A 17,910-nucleotide genomic window follows, 5' to 3' on the forward strand; every position below is an offset into this window, starting at 1 on the left:
AAAGGTTAGGAAAACATGAAAGAAAAAGTACAATCGTTTGGCCGCTTTTTAAGCGGAATGGTCATGCCGAACATCGGCGCATTCATCGCATGGGGTCTATTGACCGCCCTGTTTATCGATACCGGCTGGACGCCGAATGCTGCACTGGCTACGATCGGCACACCGATGCTGACGTATTTACTGCCGGTGCTGATTGCGTACCAAGGCGGCAAGATGGTCGGCGGACCGCGCGGCGCGGTAGCCGGTGCTGTCGCAACGATCGGTGTCATCTGCGGTACCGAGTATACCATGTTGATGGGCGCCATGGTCATGGGTCCGTTTGCCGGCTGGTGCATGAAGAAAGTCGATGCTATGTTTGAAGGACACATCAAACCGGGATTTGAGATGTTGGTCAACAACTTCTCTCTGGGAATCCTGGCGATGCTGCTGGCGATCTTAGGCTTCTATGTCATTGGTCCTTTCATGGCCGGTGTGCTGAACGTCTTAAGTGCCGGTGTGCAGGTATTGGTCAACCATCAATTATTACCGCTGATCTCCGTATTCGTCGAACCGGCCAAAGTCCTGTCCCTGAACAACGCGATCAACCATGGTATTTTCACTCCGCTGGGTGCCGAGCAGGTCAAAGAAACCGGCCGTTCGATCTTCTATATGATCGAAACCAACCCAGGTCCGGGAACTGGTGTGCTGCTGGCCTATTCCTTCTTTGCCAAAGATGAACATACAAAACAGTCGGCTCCGGCTGCTCTGATCGTGCATTTATTCGGCGGTATCCACGAGATCTCCTTCCCGTATATCTTAATGAACCCGCTGCTGCTGCTGGCAACGATCGGTGGTTCGGTCTGCGCGATGATCTATAATTCCATCATGGGACTGGGTCTGGTTTCACCGGCTTCTCCGGGATCGATCTTTGCCTTTGTCGGCATGGCACCGAAGGGCGAAACCATTCAGGTATTATTGAGCATCGTCATCGCTGCCGGTGTATCCTTCCTGATTGCCAGCCCGATCGTTCGTTTCAGCAATGCCAAGAAATCTTTGGATTCTGCATCGGATCAGATGGCCGATATGAAAGCAGCCTCCAAAGGCGCTACGGCTTATACGACCAGTGAATCCGGCCAGAAAGTCGATTTACGTACGTTAGATCACATTGTATTCGCTTGTGATGCCGGAATGGGCAGTTCGGCGATGGGCTCAGCTGTTCTGCAGCGAAAATTATCTGCCGCCGGTTTTGACAACATTACCGTTTCACACGCTCCGGTATCTGAAATTCCAGCCGGCACCGAACTGGTTGTCTGCCATCGGGATCTGGCCGAACGTGCAGTGAAGAGCGCACCGAATGCCAAGCTTGTTACGATCACCGATTTCATGACCGCACCGGAATACGATGAAATCATCAAAGAACTGCAGGATGCCCGTCTGAATACCAATCCAGAAAATGCCGAAGGTTCGGACTTCCACGGCGGAATCCTGATCAAGAAGAATATTCACTTGAACGGCCCGGAAAAGAACAAAGAAGAAGTCATCAAAGAAATGGGCAAAGTGATGTACGAAAGCGGCTATACGACCGAGAAATATACCGAAGCGATGTTTGAAAAAGAAAAAGTCTTCAATACCGCCATCGGCAATGAGATCGCCATCCCGCACGGCATTGAATCCATGACCGGTGAAATCAAGAATTCCGGTATTGCGATCTTCACTTATCCGGATGGTATGGACTGGGGCGACGGCAATATCGTCAAGCTGGTTATCGGTGTCGCTTCCGTCGGCAACGATCACATGGCTGCCCTGCAGAAGATCGCTGAAGCATGCAGCACGACCGAAGATGTCGAAAAAATTGTGAAAATGGATGTCGATGAGATATATAATCTATTTAAGTAAATAGGAGGCCTATATGAAAACAAAAGCAGTAAGAATGTACGGAAAAATGGATTTGCGTCTGGAAGAGTTCGAACTTCCGGAAATCAAGGATGATGAGATCTTAGCGAAGATCTACAGCGACAGCTTGTGCATGTCAACATATAAACTGGCGCTGCAGGGCAAGGAACATAAACGTGCGCCGCAGAACATCGATACCCACCCGGTCATCACCGGCCATGAGTTTGCCGGCGTGATCGTCAAAGTCGGCAAAAAATGGCAGGATCAATTCAAGCCAGGCATGCGCTTTGCGCAGCAGCCGGCGCTGAACTACAAAGGATCGATGGCATCCCCGGGCTATTCGTATGAATATTTCGGCGGAGACTGCACTTACTGCATTTTCCCGCATGAAGCAATGGAAGTCGGTGCGCTGATGCCGTTCCATGGCGACAGCTTCTATAAAGCCTCGCTGGGCGAGCCGCTGTCCTGCTCGATCGGTGCGATGCACGCCCAGTATCATACGAAACAAGGTGTGTACCATCATGAAATGGGATTGAAGCGCGGCGGCAATCTGATCATCATGGGCGGCTGCGGTCCGATGGGACTGGGTGCTGTTTCCTACGGTGTGGTCTGCGACTATCATCCAAAACGCATCGTGGTGACCGATGTCAACGATGAAAAGATCAAACGCGCCGAAGAAGTGGTCTCCCCGGCCTGGGCCAAAGAACATGGTGTCGAATTGATGTATGTCAACACCGCTGCTATGGATGATCCGAAACAAGGCCTGATGGATCTGACGGACGGTCACGGCTACGATGATGTGCTGATCTATGTACCGATCCCGGCCGTTGCGGAACTGGGCAATCAGGTACTGGCTTATGATGGCTGCATGTCGTTTTTCTCCGGCCCCAGCAATAAAGATTTCCGTGCGAAGGTCAATCTGTATGACTGCCACTACAACGCGACCCACATCATGGGTACGACCGGCGGCAACAACGATGATTTGATCGAAGCCAATCAGCTGGCCGCCGATGATATCATTGATCCGGCGGTCATGGTGACTCATGTCGGCGGCATCGATTCGATCGCCGAAGCAACGAAAAACCTGCCGAATCTGCCGGGCGGCAAAAAGCTGGCCTATACGCAGTTCAACATGCCGATGACCGCCATCGAAGATTTTGGCAAACTCGGTGAAACGGATCCGTTCTTTAAAGAACTGGATGCCTGCTGCAAGGCCCACAATGGTTTGTGGAATGCCGAGGCAGAGAAGATGATCTTCGAACACTTCGGTGTCACGGTCGATGCGATCGATTAATTCATAGGATAGACATAAAGATGAACGCTGTCATATGTTGGCAGCAGGGAATCGCTTTGAACAGGAAAGTCAAAATGACTTTCCTGTTTTGCGTTCAGCCGGTCGGCAAATCCCGCTTTCATCGCCACCGGCTTGCCGTGCCGGCGGTATACCGCTGTGATCATCGGCGTCACCGTCTTTTGGGAACGATTTTTGACCAGGCCGGACAAGGTCGTCGAATAGGTCCCTTTGTCGATGTGCACCGCGCTGATCTGCAGCGGATCGATGCTGCGTTTTTTGCCGCATGCATAATGCAGGAGGCGGACCTTCATGGTTTTGGGTTTGCTCATTTCAACGGCAGAGGCATAGTACATCGTCTGATCGACGCGGGGGATCGTCACGGTCTGTGTCTGCTGATCAAATGTAAGCTTGACTTGGACATTTCGCAGCGGCCGCGGATCCTGGATGCGGAATCCATAATAAACAACATGCAGATCCGGATCATAATAGCTGACCGTCTGATCGATCACCGGTTCCGGCGGACTGCAGGCACTGAGGCAAAATAAGAATACGATCCATACCACGATTTTTCGGCACATAAAAAGCACTCCTTTCTCTTTTGTACGAAACAGAAAGCAGTGCGTCCAATTTAAGCGGAGAGAGCGGCAAAAGCGCGCATGCACCGGTCCAGGATCCCCTGCATATAGGCGATCACCACGCCGTAGTTGGTGATCGGTACACCGGCATCGCGGGCACATGCGATGCGATAACTCATTTCCCGCTTGGGCAGGGTGCAGCCCCCGCAGTGGATGATCATTTTATACGGGGATAGATCATCCGGAAATTCCGTGCCGCTGGTCGTTTCGATGTGCGGCTTGAAACCAATGTGCTGCTCGATCCAATGCGGCAGTTTGACCGTGCCGATGTCTTCACACTGCCGATGGTGCGTGCATCCTTCACTGATCAAGATCGTATCGTTTTCCTGCACGGTCTCCAGGGCCGCAGCGCCATCGACTAAGGTTTCCAGGTCGCCTTTGTAGCGGGCCATCAAGATCGAGAAGGAAGTCAGCGGCACATCGTCCGGCGTATCGGCGGCGACGTGCGCAAATGCCTGACTGTCCGTGATGACCACGCGCGGCGGCTGGTTCAAATTGGCCAGCGTTTTTTTCAGTTCGGTTTCTTTGCATATTACTGCTGTCGCGTTGGTATCGAGAATGTCGCGGATGGTCTGCTGCTGCGGCAGGATCAGACGTCCCTTGGGCGCGGCGGAGTCGATCGGAACGACCAGAACAGCGGTGTCGCCTGGATGCAGCAGATCGCCGATGATGCGCCGTTCGGTTTCCGGCGGCCGGTCCATCGCGGCGATGCGTTCTTTCAGCTCTTCGATATGTTCGCCGGTCTTGGCGCTGACCCAGATGGAATCAGCCGGCAGATCGGATCGGTCGGCAACGGTATCGGCTTTATTGTAGACGATCAGATAAGGAATGGCTTTCGCTTTGATCCGTTCAAGAATGGCCTGGTCTTCCGCAGACAGACCGGCTTTGCCGTCTAAGACCAACAGCGCTATATCCGTTCGATTCAATGCCTGGTAAGCTTTGCGGATGCGCAGTGCGCCCAGTTCGCCGACATCATCCAGTCCTGGGGTATCGGTAAAGACGACCGGACCTAACGGCAGCAGTTCCATGGCCTTATTGACAGGGTCAGTCGTGGTGCCAGAAATTTCAGAAACAACCGCCAGATTCTGGTGGGTGATCGCATTCATCAGGCTGGATTTACCGGCGTTGCGTTTGCCGAACAAGCCGATGTGGATCCGTTCGCCCGATGGCGTTTGGTTCATGTTCATAAGGAAGCCTCCTTTTATTTAGTTATTTTACCTTGCTTAACCGAAAATTGCATCCGGACTGGCAAAAATATAAAATTGTTTTATACTGAAAACTAGTGTAATAGGAGGATGTTTTATGAAAGAAACTGCCGGAAAGGTATTTTCCATTGCGAAAGAAAACCCGCTGATCCCGGGCTGTACCATCACGAAAGAACTGAATGCGGATTCAACATATTATTTCTTGGCACAGTACGGAGATATCAAAGCAGAACGATATGAGAACGAAAAACTGATCATGGTCATCGACGGCCGGATGGACGTGCAGACGGATCAAAATCAGGAACTGACCAAAGGCATGGTCTTCGTGATCCCGACCGATCAAAGTGTTCATATGAGCACTGGAACCGGCTGCATCTTTACGATGTTTGAGATCAAAGACGGCGCCCAGATGCCGGCGGATCTGAAAAAGAACACCGCATTGGCACTGGCCGATCTGATCCCGCAGGCACAAGGAAGCGTCGTCAATAAAGACCTGCTTACCCAAGCCGGCGGCAAGCTGTGCGTGATGCGTCTGGATGCCGGAACGGAGCTGAAAGAACATGCGGCAGACGGAGATGCGCTGTTGTTTGCGGTCGAGGGCGAAGCCACGATCACATATGAAGGAAAAGAATTTGCCATTCGGCATGATGAAAGTTTCCTGTTTGCCAAAGGCGCTGTACATGCACTGAAGGCAAAAGAACCGTTTACGATGGTTCTGTGGATGGAAGACTAAAAAAAAGACGGCGTGCCGTCTTTTTTATTTGACTATTTTCTCTAACATCGTCTTCTCGGTCTGAAAGCCCATCCGTTCATAGAACGCTTTGGCGTTGTCGTTGCCTTCCCAGACATTTAAGGTGACGTGGTAACATCCCATGGCTTTGGCCTGTGCCATGACATAGTCGACCAGCTTCTGCCCGATGTGCTGGTGACGGATGTTTTGATCGACGCACAGATCATCGATATAAATGGTTTCATGCGCCTTCATATTGACGGCATCTGTCTTTTCCAGGATGCAGAAAGCATAGCCGATGACGCTGTCTTCGTCATTGACGGCGACATAGATCGGGCGGGATGCATCGTGCAGAATTTCTTTCAATTCAGCATCGGTATATTTGCGGGTACCGGAAATAAAGAGATCCGGCCGCGCTTGTGCATGGATCTCCAGGACCTGAGATAAAAGCCGGTCGATGGCTGGAATGTCTTTTTCTTGTGCCGGACGAATATTCATAGGATCTGCCTCTTTTCTTTGGGCTTATTATAACGTACGTTCTTTTTTCTGTGAAGCATCTAAGTTGCAGGCGGGAACGGATTCCGGTAAGTTTAAGCTAACAGGAGGTGAACGATATGATGAAACATGTAACCGTGATCGGCGGCGGTGTATTGGGCACGCAGATTGGTTTGATGGGCGCATATACCGGTCACCAAGTGACCTTCTGGCTGCGCAGTGAATCATCGATCGGCCGGACCCAGCCGAAATTGGAACGGTATAAGAAAATGATGATCGATGAGCTGGAACGATCGAAACAACTGATCGGCAATCCGCTGGCTGCTGCGTATTTTCCGAAAGGACTGATCCCAGACCCGGCCAATATCACGGTAGCGAAGATCGATGCATCCATCGAAACAGCGCGGCAGCGTTTTGAAGAACAGATCGAAATCACGCTGGACCTGGCAGAAGCCGTCAAAGAAGCAGATATCGTTATTGAAGCGATGTCAGAAGATCCGGCACAGAAAAAACAGATTTACGAACGTCTGAAAGCAGTGATGCCGGCCAAGACCATCTTATGCACCAATTCCTCGACCTTGCTTCCTAGTCAGTTCGCCGAAGCGACCGGCAGACCGGAAAAATATCTGTCGATGCATTTTGCCAATCAGATCTGGCGGTTCAATACCGCAGAGATCATGAAACACGAAAAGACGGATGAAGCCGTATTTAATACAGTGATCCAGTTTGCGGAAGAGCTCAATATGGTGCCGATCCCGATCTACAAAGAACAGCCAGGCTATGTGCTGAATTCACTGCTGGTGCCGTATTTATCCGCCGCGCAGCAGCTGTGGGCCGTAGGGATCGCTGATCCGGAAAAGATCGATCAGACATGGAAGATCGGAACCGGCGCACCGAAAGGCCCGTTTGAGATCATCGATGTCGTTGGTTTAGAGACCGTATACAACATTGCCAAGCGTCAGCCGCAGGCAGAGACGGAAGGCACGATCCCGAATCAGATCACGAAGCTTTTGAAAGAGAAGATCGAAAAAGGAGAAACTGGTATTCATGCCGGCAAAGGTTTTTATACCTATGAATAAGGAGCAGATTTACTGCTCCTTTTTTCGTATCAGATGAACCAGCGCATAGATGCCGAATCCCACGCTGAGCACCCATGCCCATAACATCGCGTAAATCCCGTTGTTGATCATGTCCCGGCCGCCCTGTAAATAAAGTGCACCGCCGGTTTCATAATCGGTTTCCAGCATCGCTTTAAGCATCAAGCCAAAATTGCGGCTGTAAATGAATAAGATCGTACTGACGGCAAAGAAAATGAGCAGCGCGATCACACCTTTTGATTTTTGTTTCTGTTTGATCAAAGTGATGATCGCCATGACCAGGCCGACAACGCTTACGACCAAGGAGGCAATGTAACCATAAAAGATCCGGCCGACGGCGATCACGACGGCTGTATCGTTCAAATCGCTGATGCTTAATGCCGTACGGAAAAAATAAATCAAAGTCACCAGGCCGACAAGGCCGGCTGCCAAGGTGAGGATGTAGAGCCATTTTGTGTTCTTCATAAAAACTCCTTTTTTCTTATTATAGAATGTCGGCCTTTTCTCAACCATGAACTTTTGGTTCATACCATCTGAACCGACCGGAGATAGCAGAAAAGAACCGCTTGGTATATAAAAAAAGAAAGGAGGAAGTCGATGAAAACATTAATTGCTTATTATTCTCGTGCGGGAGAAAATTATGTAGGCGGTCAGATCCGTTCTTTATCTGTGGGCAATACGAAACGTGCCGCGCAGATGCTCGCGAAATCTACGGGAGCCGATCTTTTTGAAATCAAACAAAGAATTCCATATTCCGATCGATACAATGAATGCATCGCGCAGGCACAGGCCGACCAGCGAAACGACGTCCGTCCGGCGCTGACTGCTTTGCCGGAAAACTGGGATGCATATGATGAAATATATCTAGGCTATCCGAATTATTGGAATACCATGCCGATGGCTGTGTTTACCTTTTTGGAAAGCCTGGACTGGACCGGCAAGACGATCCATCCGTTCTGTACCAATGAGGGCAGCGGCATGGGCCGCAGTCTGACCGATCTGAAGCGGCTCTGTCCGCAGGCAGCGGTCACAGCCGGTCTGTCCATTTATGGTTCGCAGATCGCACATGCCCGTTCTACGATCGAAGCCTATGTGAAACAATTCAATTCCTGACGCTTTTTGACCAATTGGTGTTAAACTGATGATATGGGACAGACGATCAGAAAAGCGCTGTGGCTGACAGCCGGCAGTTTCTTTTTGGTCCTGGGATTGATCGGGCTGGCGATCCCGATTATACCACAGGTGCCGTTCTTACTGGCATCGGCATTCTGTTTTTCCAAAGGGTCAGAGCGTTTTAATAAAAAAATGAAAGAATCCAGGCTTTATCATTGGATCATGAAAAAGCTGCACCGTTCATAAAAAAAGAGCTCGAATGAGCTCCACGGAGAGATCATGACAAGCTGCCTGTTTTACAATTCAGTATGGGAAGAAGACAGTATATCTGCAGCAGGTGAATTGCCATGAATAGACCAGGTGCAGCCGGAACCATGATATTGGCAGAGTTGATGAAGCGTCATGTTTCCGATTGAATGAGAGGTACTGCACCGGGCCGATCAATACGGAATATCCTTCCGTTATGAATATCTTATAAGGCATAGGAATCGGAAACAAGTCAAAAGTTTTACCAAAACCCGGAAAAGAATTGATAAAAAAGCCAGAGTCTTGGCTCCGGCTTAATACAATCTTTTGATCAGATCGACACATGTATCGATGCCCAGGACGCCGCTGTCCAGCGCGATATGATAGTTTTCGGCATCGCCCCATGTACTGTCAGTATAGAACTGATAATACGCTTTCCGGCGTTTGTCTTTGTCTTTGACCCGTTTCAGCGGGGCTTCTTCCCGCTCGCCATACACTTCGACGATCCGCTTGGCGCGGAATTTCGGATCGGCATGAATAAATACGGTCAGGCAGTCGGCTTTGCCGCGCAGCAGATAATCTGCACATCTTCCGACAATGACGCATGGCCCTTTTTCGGCCAGTTCATAAATGATCTTGCTTTGGATGCGCCACAAATCGTCCTGCGGTGAGTGGCCGTACATGTTGCGGCCGGCCAGTGCGTTGGCAAACCAGTTGCCCGAGACGGTATATTCGCTGTTTTCTTTGACAAAGTCTTCGGACATGCCGCTGGCTTCGGCCAGCCGGTTGATCAGTTCTTCATCGTAGCAGGGAATACCTAATTGTTCGGCAACTTTTTTACCGATGGTGCGGCCGCCGCTGCCGAATTCACGGCTGATGGTGATGATTCTGTTCATCAGGGATCCTCCTTTCTGCTTCTCTTTCTATAGTAACATATTTGCTATTCAGAAAACGAAAGACGGCTTGCGTTTTTGATTGTGTACAAAGCTTGAACCGCATGGCAAGATGGATTTATCAATAGAAAGCAGGAACCAAATCATGAACTTTTATTTTTCAGGAACCGGCAACAGTATGTATATTGCCGAGCAGCTGGATACCCAGAGCGAAAGTATCCCGCAGGTGATGAAATCAGGGAAGCGAGTCTTTCAGGATCGGATCATTGGTCTGGTCTGCCCGATCTACGGCCATGAAATGCCGCAGATGGTCAAACAGTTTTTAAAAGAAGCCGAATTCAAGACGGATTATTTCTATATCATCCTGACCTATGGCAGGCGGCATGCCAATGCCGTGGAACTGGCAAGGGATTATGCGGAAAGTGTCGGGATCAAACCGGCTTATATCGCTACGCTTTTGATGGTCGATAACTTTCTGCCGGCTTTTGATATGGCCCAGGAAGTGACCTTGGAAAAGCATGTGGACCGTCAGCTGGAGACGATCCGCAAAGAAATTCAAAGCGGCTGCCGGAAAATCGAAGCTGTTACCGAGCAGGATCGTGCCGGCCATGCGGAATTTCTGCAGAACATGAAAAACCTTCATGTCCAGGCGCCGTATGAAACGTATTGGGGACAATTTGAGGTAACGGATGCATGCATCGGGTGCGGCATCTGTTCGAAGATCTGCCCGGCCGGCTGTATTTCGATCATTGATCAGCGCGCGGTCCATGAAAAAGATGGCTGCCAGGCTTGTTACGCATGTATTCATTCATGTCCGCAGACAGCCATTCATCTTAAGATCGGCGAGGCCAATCCCGATGCCCGCTATCGCAACGAACACATTTCACTTTCGCAGTTGATCAAAGCGAATCATCAAAAATAAAGGAGGAAATTTTATGAGAAAAGATTTTGGCGGCAAGCCATTTATGTATCCGCAGCCGGTGCTGATCATCGGCACATACAATGAGGACGGTACGGCCAACGCCATGAATGCTGCCTGGGGCGGCATTTGCGGCGCCGACCGGATCATTATTGATTTAAGCATGCATAAGACCACAGAGAATATTCTGCGTGAAAAAGCCTTCACGGTCCATATGGCCGATGTGAAACACGAAACAGAAGCCGATTACCTTGGCTTGGTTTCCGGAAATAAAGTACCCGATAAATTGACAAAGGCTGGCTTCCATACCACAGCTTCCGCTCATGTTCATGCGCCGATCATCGAGGAACTGCCGCTGGCACTGGAGTGCGAACTGGTCCATCAGACGGAAGAAGGCATCGTCGGCAAGATCGTCAATGTGAGCATCGATGAAAGCGTGCTCGATGAAAACGGAAAACTGGATCCGGATCGATTAGAGGCCATCGCCTTTGATCCGATGAATGCCGCTTATCTGCGGGTCGGCGGCAAGGTCGGCAATGCGTTCTCGGATGGGAAAAAATTGATGTGACAGTCCGGGAGGACTGTTTTTGGCATGATTGAAGAAAGGAGGACCCCAATGATCGATCTATCAATCAAGAAATTAGGATTTGGTTTGATGCGTCTGCCGAAAAAGGACGATCAAATCGATTTGGAACAAGTAAAAACCATGGTGGACTTATTTATGGCAGCAGGCTGTACGTATTTTGACACGGCTTGGGCCTATCCAGGCAGTGAAGAGGCCATCCGCAAAGCGCTGATCGAACGCTATCCGCGCGATTCTTTCACCATCGCAACCAAGAATGCCGCATGGCTGGAATGCAAAAATCGGGACGATGCGATCCGCCAATTTGAAACCTCCTTGGAACGAACGGGTGCAGGCTACTTTGATTTCTATCTGCTTCATAATTTAGGTCAGCAGCGCACCCAGGTCTTTGAAGACTTTGATATGTGGAATTTTGTCAAAGAGAAAAAAGCCGAAGGCAAGATCAAACACATCGGCTTCTCTTTCCATTCTACTGCTGATGAACTGGAAAAGATCCTCATTGCGCATCCGGAAGCCGAATTCGTTCAGCTGCAGATCAATTATGCCGACTGGAACGATCCCGACATTCAGTCACGCAAAAACTACGAAATGGCCAGAAAGTATGGTAAACCCGTCGTCATCATGGAACCAGTCAAAGGCGGCTTGCTGGCAGCGCCGCCCGATGCCGTAGAAAAGATCTTTAAAAAAGCGGATCCCGATGCGTCCTGCGCTTCCTGGGCCATTCGTTTTGCGGCCGGTCTGGACGGCGTGATCACCGTTTTATCGGGCATGAGCAACATCGCCCAGATGCAGGACAACTTATCCTATATGAAAGAATTCAGACCGCTGGATGAAAAAGAACAGGCCGTCATCCGCCAGGCGCAGCAGGCCATGCATGAAATTCCATTGATCCCGTGCACCTCCTGCAATTATTGTGCCGAGGTCTGTCCGAAAGAAATCGGTATTTCCCAGACGTTCAAGGCGCTGAATTTACTGACACTGTACCGCAATCTCGATATGGCCAAACACCGCGAACAGGTAGATGTCGATCTGGCCGGCCGTAAACATGCGGAAGCATGCATACAGTGCGGCCGCTGTGAACAGGTATGTCCGCAGCACATTACGATCCGTTCTTATCTGCAGGAAGCGAAGGAAAAACTGCGTTGAACTATCTGATGACAAGAACCGATGCGGATGCGGCATTTTGGGATCATACGGGGACCCTTGCGCTGGACGGCCGCTGCGGCAGCGGCAAGACCACCTGGGCCAAACACTTGGCCGGGCAAGGGACGATCGTGGTTGTTTCCATGGATGATTTCTATCTGCCGGCGGATCAGCGCAGATCCGGACCGGCCGGGCACATGGATATTGCCCGGATCCGCGCGGTGCTGCAGACTTTATCAAACGAAAAGGACGCAGCGTATGCGCCCTTTGACTGCCGTAATCAGACGTACAAACCGTCTGTGCGGATCCCATGGGGAAAACGCATTCTTGTAGAAGGCAGTTATGCGATGCACCCGGATCTACAGGTGTTTTATGATTTTATGTTTTTTATGACCTGCGGGAAAGATGTACAGAAACAACGGCTGCTTCGTCGTGATCCAGAACGGTTTCCGGATTTTGAACAACGATGGATCCCGCGGGAAGAAGCGTATTTTCAGGCTTATGCGACTGCATCCAAAGCCAATGCGCTGATCGTAACAGATGATTGGAAAGAAGAGAAAGAATGAAAGAGAATCGTGTGAAGAATTTGGCATTGGCGGCCTTATTTCTGGCATTGTGCATGATCTTACCGTTTGTGACCGGACAGATCCCGCAGATCGGCCAGGCGCTGCTGCCGATGCACATTCCCGTTTTATTGTGCGGATTGATCTGCGGCAAACGATTCGGCGGAATCGTCGGCTTCATTGCACCGCTGCTGCGCTTTGTGCTTTTCGGCATGCCGCCGATTTATCCGACGGGTCTGGCGATGTGTTTCGAACTGGCAGCCTATGGTTTTTTGATCGGCTGGCTGTTTGAGAAATCAAGCCATTCATTGGGCGCGTTGTATCGCTGTTTGATCATGGCCATGGTCGGCGGCCGGATCGTCTGGGGCGCGGCCGAAGTGATCCTGTTAGGACTTGGCCATCAGGCATTTACATGGAAACTTTTTATGGCAGGTGCCTTTATCAATGCGATCCCAGGCATCGTGCTGCAGCTGGTGTTGATCCCGCTGCTGATGATGACGCTGGATAAAACAGGCGTTTATACGCTGCAGAAAAAGTCCGCGGCTTAGCAGATGGAAGCATCTGCTTTTTGTTTTGTTCCATCTTCCTTTGCGGTCAGAAGGGACATATGTTACTGTGAATAGGAAAAGAGTGACAAAATGAAGATCTGGCTGACAAGACATGGACAAACGAATTTAAATAAAAAGCACCTGATGCAGGGGAAGACCGATGAGCCGCTGAATGAAACCGGACGGAAACAAGCGGCGGAAGCCCGTCAGAAAATCGGGAATATCCACTTCGATGCGGTCTATTCCAGCCGCTTGGACCGTGCCATTGAAACGGCTTCGATCATCGGGAATGTGCCCCGGGATCAAGTCATCATCGATGACCGGCTGATCGAAGTGGAGTTCGGAAAATATGAAATGAAGAAATATTACGGACTGGGACTGAAGATGACAGCATTTTGGCTGCTGCCGGAGATCCTGCCGGCACCGAAGACCGTGGAATCCGTTCAGTCAATGGTCCGGCGCAGTTCCTCATTTCTGAATGAGCTGGAAACCAAAGACTATGACAATGTGCTGATTGTCTGTCACGGCGGTATCATCCGGGCGCTGCGCGGTTACTTAGAAGACCGCAAAAACGGCATCCGCTGGCGTCCGAAACCAAAGAACTGTGAAATTATTGAATATGAATTCCGTGACGGAAAGCACCGCACCATTCATACGTTCAAATAAAAAACGATGACCAAAAGGAGGTCATCGCATCAGAGAGAAGTGCGAGAAGCACGGGCAGCCTTTTTCGCTTTGTATCGATTCAGAAGGTGTTTCCAGTTCGGCATGTATTCGCCTTCCTCTTCTTCCTGCTTCTTTTTCGCAGCCTTGCGCTGCTGTTTATCTTTTTGCTGGACCCAGCTTTTCACAAAACGGATGTATTCTTCCGGGTGGCCGAGGCTGAGGCCGCCGTGGGAATAATTCAGCAGCATGAATATTTCTGATCCAGCTACCTTATCGTGCAGAAGATCTGCACTTTCTTTATATTTCTTGCTTTCACGCTGCCCGACAAGTATGGCGAGTTTTCCCGTATAATCTTTGATGGAATCCGGCAGCTGATAGTTATAGGTCTCGTCATACATGCGGGCCAATGTTTCCTGCGGAATCGTTTTTAAGTTTTCATAATATTCATGTTCCGCTGCATCGTCCGAAAATTTTGCGTAGTACATGAAAGAATTGAAGAGTTTGTTATGGGAGAGCGTCGGGGCATGGACCGCAGCCAGATCGCTCCAATTGCGCAGTTTTGACGGCAGCAGCAGGGCGCTTTCCACCATCGCAAATTCGCATAGATCATTTCTTTGACTCAGCATCTCCGTGACGATCTGCGCTCCCAGACTGAAGCCGGCAAGGACCTGGATATGTCCGTCATATTGCTCATCGATATATTGAATGAGTTCTTCTGCCGTTTGTTGGATGGAAGTAAACGAGTCGTTCAAAAGCGGCAGAACAATTTCAAAATCTTTTTTAAATTCCTTCACCTGCGTTTTGAAACTGAATGCGGAAAGACATTCGCCATGAATGTACATCATGACTGGCTTTTTCTTATGAATATATCTCTTGTATTCCATGTTTTCGCTCCTCTTATTTTCATTATATCGAAGCGCTTTCAAAAGAAAATGGTAAAAGCTTGCAGAGGATCATGCAAAGAGTTACCCTGTTCAAAAAGAAATTTTTTCATATGATATAAACAGGGGGAGTGCAGCATGATCAACAAACGAAGCATGGAAATTATTCAAACCATCATTGACCAGGAACGCTACCACAAACCATGCACGCTCGAGCTCTTGAAAGAGCAATACAAAGTATCTGAACGTACACTGCGCTATGATCTGGACAATATTTCTGAGTTTCTTGAGCAGCAAGGATGCAAAGCATTGGGCTACGATAATGACGGGAGCATCCGGCTTAATAATCCGATCTATACCGTTCAGAAAGCTGTTTCCCAGCTGGATTTTTACTCCATGAAATTAACCAAAGACGAACGCTGTGCAGTGATCGCCTATGATCTGGCTGCAGCCGATCAGCCGCTCACCATGCAGAAACTGGCCGATTCGTTGTATGTCAGCCGCTCAACCATTTTACATGACATGGATGAAACCAAAAAAATAGTGTCTGATTTTGATTTAAAGCTTGAATCCTCGAAAAAAGGTCTGTATTTAACTGGATGCGAAAGTGACCGCCGAATTTTGATGATGAATTTTTATCAGAAGGCTGAACTGCGGCAAATGGATCAAAGGCAGACCGCAGACGAACAGATGATCGATCAAATCGTTCGCGAAGAAATCCGCTCCATCGAAAAACAGGATTCCTTGTTTTTTACCGACGAATCTTACAGTGATCTGCTGACATACATTTTTATCATGCAGGAAGAAATAAAAAAAGATCGTCTGGTCGAAATTGATTATGTACTGCGCCACCCGTCAATGGATGCCATCGCTTCAGAGATCCTGAAAAAAATCACTGATGCCCTGCATTTGAAATATATTTTGACAGAAGAGTATTTATTAAGCGACATATTATACAATCTCAATTATCTGCGCCGCAACGACATTGATGAAAATTTAATGCGCATTCAAATCGCAGCGGATGAGTTTATCAATGCGGTTGCCGTTGATCTGAATCAGCACATTTATCGTGATTTTCAGTTTTATCAGAACTTGATCAATCATCTGCAGTCGACATTTAAAGACATCCCGATGGCATCAGACTCCGACGATCATCTGCTTCAGCGGGGCGTCACGGATAACCCGGAAGTCGAAGCGGCGGTGCGCAAGAATCTGCCGATCCTGGAAGAGATCGTCAAGCGCTCGCTGACCAATGACGAAATTGCTTATATTACGATCCATGTCTGTGCCGCGATCGAACGAAGCAAGCAGCGGGAAAATTCGTTGTCCGTCTTATTGGTCACGAACGGCGGCGGCAGCGCGGCGGAGCTTTTACTGATGAAATTAAAACGATATTTTCGCTTTCATGTATTGGATGTGATCCCGGAACATATTGTCGGCATCTATGATCTGAGTCAGGTCGATCTGATCATTACGACCGTACCGCTGGATGTGACGGAATGCGAAACGGTGCTGCTGCATCCGTATTTAAGCGATGAAGACTGTATCTTATTGGGAGAGCGGATCGAAACGATCCAAAGCCGGAAGAAAAACGGTGCGCATAACCGGACATTTTTGCGGTTGGAAAATATCATCGCGAATTCGATTGTCCGCAGTTCCCTGAATAAAGATGAAATTTACGTCAATATTATTTCGGATCTTCGGAATGTATTTGTACCGGAGATGAAAGATCAGATGGCATTATGCAATCTTCTGCAAGGTCATATACAAGTCGATGTGGAGGCGGACACATGGGAAGAAGCAGTGCAGAAAAGTGCTGCACCGCTTCTGAAAGAAGGTTACTTTAATTCGATTTATGTCGAACAGATGATCCAAAGCGTCTATACCAACGGGCCGTATATCGTGATCGGGCCGCATTTTGCTTTACCGCACGGCACACCGAACCGGGGTCAGAAATTGGCACTGAACCTGATTCGTCTGAAGCATCCCGTAACATTCGGCGCAAAAGCATTTGATCCCGTGTATTTTGTGTGCTGCATGTCGACGCAGGATAAGGAATCACATTTGAAACCAATGTTTCATATCATGAGCCTTTTACGAGATAAAGAATGTCTGCAGGCTTTGATCGAAGCGAAGGACGCGGCGGAAATTATGCGCATTTTGTTTGATTATGAACAGATGCTATAGGCATTGAACGATTTCAATGCCTTTTTTTTCAAACGGTTCCTGCGCTTCGGCCGTAAATTCGTAGGTTGTGATCAATGTATATGGTTTATGGCTGTGGATCGGCACAAAATGCCGCTGCATCATCTTCGTGGTATCAGCCAGCACATAAATCTTCGGTACGGTTTCAAATAACGATTCGACAATATCACTTTCTACGACCGATGAGCAATACAGCCGGCCGGTTTCATCGACGGCATTGATGCCGATAAAAGCGGCATCCAAACGAAACTGTTGTAAATCATGCAGCGCCATCGGGCCGGTGAGGGTCAGGGAGTTTTTTCGCAGCTCACCGCCGATGACGATCAGATGCAGCTGGTCATCGGTGGATAAATGATAAGCGATATTGATCGCATTGGTGACAATGGTCAGCGGCATCGTGTGCATCAGATGCAGTCCAAAGATATTGATCGTTGAACCGCTCGCAATAAATAGCCGTTCGTTCTCATGGACAAACGTCAGTGCGGTCTGTGCGATGCGCCGCTTTTCATCAACACGCTGCTTGCTGCGTTTCAACAAAGAGGTTTCCGTATCCTGGATCTTTTTTTCTTTTAAGACGGCGCCGCCATGAGTGCGGATGACCAGTCCCTTTTGTTCCAATTCCTTTAAATCTCTGCGTGCTGTCATCGGCACTACATCAAAATGGCGGCAAATGGTCGCAATTAAGATCTCATCCCGTTCAGATAACATATCCATGATCGCTTGTTGTCGAGCTTGTTTATTCATAGGAAAATTGTATCACAAAATGTTCGAATAAAACATATAATTGGCAAAAATAACGAAAACCGAACATGTATATTGAGA

The 17,910-nt window shown here is 49.1% G+C and carries 20 protein-coding genes; 13 read left to right on the plus strand and 7 right to left on the minus strand.

Annotated elements, in window-relative coordinates:
- Positions 1-15: 15 nt before the first annotated feature.
- On the plus strand, positions 16-1,875 hold the full coding sequence (locus HNQ47_RS03765; protein ID WP_183327661.1) for a PTS mannitol transporter subunit IICBA: 1,860 nt from the start codon (positions 16-18) through the stop codon (positions 1,873-1,875).
- Positions 1,876-1,888: 13 nt separating this feature from the next.
- The gene (locus HNQ47_RS03770) at positions 1,889-3,166 is read left to right on the plus strand and encodes a zinc-binding dehydrogenase (protein WP_183327662.1); all 1,278 of its coding nucleotides are present in this window, start codon (positions 1,889-1,891) and stop codon (positions 3,164-3,166) included.
- On the opposite strand, the gene HNQ47_RS03775 is transcribed toward HNQ47_RS03770, so the two are convergent.
- Entirely contained in the window at positions 3,163-3,744 is a 582-nt protein-coding gene (locus HNQ47_RS03775) for a hypothetical protein (protein WP_183327663.1), read from the minus strand. The genes HNQ47_RS03770 and HNQ47_RS03775 overlap by 4 nt on opposite strands.
- A gap of 50 nt (positions 3,745-3,794) precedes the next feature.
- Complete coding sequence (hydF, locus tag HNQ47_RS03780; RefSeq protein ID WP_183327664.1) at positions 3,795-4,988, minus strand: [FeFe] hydrogenase H-cluster maturation GTPase HydF; 1,194 nt, start codon at positions 4,986-4,988, stop codon at positions 3,795-3,797.
- Positions 4,989-5,103: 115 nt separating this feature from the next.
- Here hydF and HNQ47_RS03785 point away from each other — a divergent pair, with 115 nt between their 5' ends.
- Positions 5,104-5,739: a cupin domain-containing protein gene (locus tag HNQ47_RS03785; protein ID WP_183327665.1), complete on the plus strand. Its 636-nt coding sequence runs from the start codon at positions 5,104-5,106 to the stop codon at positions 5,737-5,739.
- A gap of 24 nt (positions 5,740-5,763) precedes the next feature.
- Here the strand turns inward: HNQ47_RS03785 and HNQ47_RS03790 are convergent, their stop codons facing one another.
- The gene (locus HNQ47_RS03790) at positions 5,764-6,234 is read right to left on the minus strand and encodes a GNAT family N-acetyltransferase (protein ID WP_183327666.1); all 471 of its coding nucleotides are present in this window, start codon (positions 6,232-6,234) and stop codon (positions 5,764-5,766) included.
- A gap of 116 nt (positions 6,235-6,350) precedes the next feature.
- Here HNQ47_RS03790 and HNQ47_RS03795 point away from each other — a divergent pair, with 116 nt between their 5' ends.
- Positions 6,351-7,310 carry a 3-hydroxyacyl-CoA dehydrogenase gene (locus tag HNQ47_RS03795; RefSeq protein ID WP_183327668.1) on the plus strand — a complete coding sequence of 320 codons (960 nt, stop codon included), beginning with the start codon at positions 6,351-6,353 and terminating at the stop codon, positions 7,308-7,310.
- Between the two features lie 9 nt (positions 7,311-7,319).
- On the opposite strand, the gene HNQ47_RS03800 is transcribed toward HNQ47_RS03795, so the two are convergent.
- Entirely contained in the window at positions 7,320-7,793 is a 474-nt protein-coding gene (locus HNQ47_RS03800) for a hypothetical protein (protein ID WP_183327670.1), read from the minus strand.
- Between the two features lie 132 nt (positions 7,794-7,925).
- Here HNQ47_RS03800 and HNQ47_RS03805 point away from each other — a divergent pair, with 132 nt between their 5' ends.
- On the plus strand, positions 7,926-8,441 hold the full coding sequence (locus tag HNQ47_RS03805) for a flavodoxin (protein ID WP_183327672.1): 516 nt from the start codon (positions 7,926-7,928) through the stop codon (positions 8,439-8,441).
- Between the two features lie 33 nt (positions 8,442-8,474).
- The gene (locus HNQ47_RS03810; protein WP_183327674.1) at positions 8,475-8,687 is read left to right on the plus strand and encodes a DUF454 family protein; all 213 of its coding nucleotides are present in this window, start codon (positions 8,475-8,477) and stop codon (positions 8,685-8,687) included.
- Between the two features lie 314 nt (positions 8,688-9,001).
- Here the strand turns inward: HNQ47_RS03810 and HNQ47_RS03815 are convergent, their stop codons facing one another.
- Positions 9,002-9,583 carry a cytidylate kinase-like family protein gene (locus HNQ47_RS03815; protein WP_246346042.1) on the minus strand — a complete coding sequence of 194 codons (582 nt, stop codon included), beginning with the start codon at positions 9,581-9,583 and terminating at the stop codon, positions 9,002-9,004.
- 142 nt (positions 9,584-9,725) lie between these two features.
- Between HNQ47_RS03815 and HNQ47_RS03820 the strand changes: the two genes are divergently transcribed.
- The 6 genes from HNQ47_RS03820 (at position 9,726) to HNQ47_RS03845 (ending at position 14,002) form a co-directional block, all read left to right on the plus strand.
- Positions 9,726-10,502, plus strand: a complete 777-nt coding sequence (locus tag HNQ47_RS03820; RefSeq protein WP_183327676.1) for an EFR1 family ferrodoxin — start codon at positions 9,726-9,728, stop codon at positions 10,500-10,502.
- Positions 10,503-10,515: 13 nt separating this feature from the next.
- Entirely contained in the window at positions 10,516-11,067 is a 552-nt protein-coding gene (locus HNQ47_RS03825) for a flavin reductase family protein (RefSeq protein WP_183327678.1), read from the plus strand.
- 48 nt (positions 11,068-11,115) lie between these two features.
- Positions 11,116-12,228, plus strand: a complete 1,113-nt coding sequence (locus tag HNQ47_RS03830) for an aldo/keto reductase (RefSeq protein WP_183327680.1) — start codon at positions 11,116-11,118, stop codon at positions 12,226-12,228.
- Between the two features lie 8 nt (positions 12,229-12,236).
- Positions 12,237-12,791, plus strand: a complete 555-nt coding sequence (locus tag HNQ47_RS03835) for a uridine kinase family protein (protein ID WP_183327682.1) — start codon at positions 12,237-12,239, stop codon at positions 12,789-12,791.
- Complete coding sequence (locus tag HNQ47_RS03840) at positions 12,788-13,336, plus strand: ECF transporter S component (RefSeq protein WP_183327684.1); 549 nt, start codon at positions 12,788-12,790, stop codon at positions 13,334-13,336. Before HNQ47_RS03835 ends, HNQ47_RS03840 begins: the two co-directional genes overlap by 4 nt.
- Positions 13,337-13,426: 90 nt before the next feature.
- Positions 13,427-14,002: a histidine phosphatase family protein gene (locus tag HNQ47_RS03845; protein WP_183327686.1), complete on the plus strand. Its 576-nt coding sequence runs from the start codon at positions 13,427-13,429 to the stop codon at positions 14,000-14,002.
- A gap of 29 nt (positions 14,003-14,031) precedes the next feature.
- Here the strand turns inward: HNQ47_RS03845 and HNQ47_RS03850 are convergent, their stop codons facing one another.
- On the minus strand, positions 14,032-14,886 hold the full coding sequence (locus tag HNQ47_RS03850) for an alpha/beta fold hydrolase (protein ID WP_183327688.1): 855 nt from the start codon (positions 14,884-14,886) through the stop codon (positions 14,032-14,034).
- Between the two features lie 135 nt (positions 14,887-15,021).
- Between HNQ47_RS03850 and HNQ47_RS03855 the strand changes: the two genes are divergently transcribed.
- A complete protein-coding gene (locus tag HNQ47_RS03855) occupies positions 15,022-17,070 on the plus strand; it encodes a BglG family transcription antiterminator (RefSeq protein WP_183327690.1) in 2,049 nt (682 codons plus the stop codon).
- Here the strand turns inward: HNQ47_RS03855 and HNQ47_RS03860 are convergent.
- A complete protein-coding gene (locus HNQ47_RS03860; RefSeq protein WP_183327692.1) occupies positions 17,065-17,832 on the minus strand; it encodes a DeoR/GlpR family DNA-binding transcription regulator in 768 nt (255 codons plus the stop codon). The genes HNQ47_RS03855 and HNQ47_RS03860 overlap by 6 nt on opposite strands.
- Between the last annotated feature and the right edge of the window lie 78 nt (positions 17,833-17,910).

The organism is Catenisphaera adipataccumulans, from assembly GCF_014202755.1.
GTDB classification, from domain to species: Bacteria; Bacillota_I; Bacilli_A; order Erysipelotrichales; family Erysipelotrichaceae; genus Catenisphaera; species Catenisphaera adipataccumulans.

Excerpts from the sequence above, each read along its gene's own strand:
- HNQ47_RS03835 (WP_183327682.1), top strand. The coding sequence starts at position 12,237 with ATGACAAGAACCGATGCGGATGCGGCATTTTGGGATCATACGGGGACC.
- HNQ47_RS03820 (WP_183327676.1), top strand. The coding sequence starts at position 9,726 with ATGAACTTTTATTTTTCAGGAACCGGCAACAGTATGTATATTGCCGAG.
- HNQ47_RS03785 (WP_183327665.1), top strand. The coding sequence starts at position 5,104 with ATGAAAGAAACTGCCGGAAAGGTATTTTCCATTGCGAAAGAAAACCCG.
- HNQ47_RS03805 (WP_183327672.1), top strand. The coding sequence starts at position 7,926 with ATGAAAACATTAATTGCTTATTATTCTCGTGCGGGAGAAAATTATGTA.
- HNQ47_RS03765 (WP_183327661.1), top strand. The coding sequence starts at position 16 with ATGAAAGAAAAAGTACAATCGTTTGGCCGCTTTTTAAGCGGAATGGTC.
- HNQ47_RS03795 (WP_183327668.1), top strand. The coding sequence starts at position 6,351 with ATGATGAAACATGTAACCGTGATCGGCGGCGGTGTATTGGGCACGCAG.
- HNQ47_RS03830 (WP_183327680.1), top strand. The coding sequence starts at position 11,116 with ATGATCGATCTATCAATCAAGAAATTAGGATTTGGTTTGATGCGTCTG.
- hydF (WP_183327664.1), bottom strand. The coding sequence starts at position 4,988 with ATGAACATGAACCAAACGCCATCGGGCGAACGGATCCACATCGGCTTG.
- HNQ47_RS03790 (WP_183327666.1), bottom strand. The coding sequence starts at position 6,234 with ATGAATATTCGTCCGGCACAAGAAAAAGACATTCCAGCCATCGACCGG.
- HNQ47_RS03860 (WP_183327692.1), bottom strand. The coding sequence starts at position 17,832 with ATGAATAAACAAGCTCGACAACAAGCGATCATGGATATGTTATCTGAA.
- HNQ47_RS03840 (WP_183327684.1), top strand. The coding sequence starts at position 12,788 with ATGAAAGAGAATCGTGTGAAGAATTTGGCATTGGCGGCCTTATTTCTG.
- HNQ47_RS03815 (WP_246346042.1), bottom strand. The coding sequence starts at position 9,583 with ATGAACAGAATCATCACCATCAGCCGTGAATTCGGCAGCGGCGGCCGC.
- HNQ47_RS03775 (WP_183327663.1), bottom strand. The coding sequence starts at position 3,744 with ATGTGCCGAAAAATCGTGGTATGGATCGTATTCTTATTTTGCCTCAGT.
- HNQ47_RS03825 (WP_183327678.1), top strand. The coding sequence starts at position 10,516 with ATGAGAAAAGATTTTGGCGGCAAGCCATTTATGTATCCGCAGCCGGTG.
- HNQ47_RS03800 (WP_183327670.1), bottom strand. The coding sequence starts at position 7,793 with ATGAAGAACACAAAATGGCTCTACATCCTCACCTTGGCAGCCGGCCTT.
- HNQ47_RS03845 (WP_183327686.1), top strand. The coding sequence starts at position 13,427 with ATGAAGATCTGGCTGACAAGACATGGACAAACGAATTTAAATAAAAAG.
- HNQ47_RS03770 (WP_183327662.1), top strand. The coding sequence starts at position 1,889 with ATGAAAACAAAAGCAGTAAGAATGTACGGAAAAATGGATTTGCGTCTG.
- HNQ47_RS03855 (WP_183327690.1), top strand. The coding sequence starts at position 15,022 with ATGATCAACAAACGAAGCATGGAAATTATTCAAACCATCATTGACCAG.
- HNQ47_RS03850 (WP_183327688.1), bottom strand. The coding sequence starts at position 14,886 with ATGGAATACAAGAGATATATTCATAAGAAAAAGCCAGTCATGATGTAC.
- HNQ47_RS03810 (WP_183327674.1), top strand. The coding sequence starts at position 8,475 with ATGGGACAGACGATCAGAAAAGCGCTGTGGCTGACAGCCGGCAGTTTC.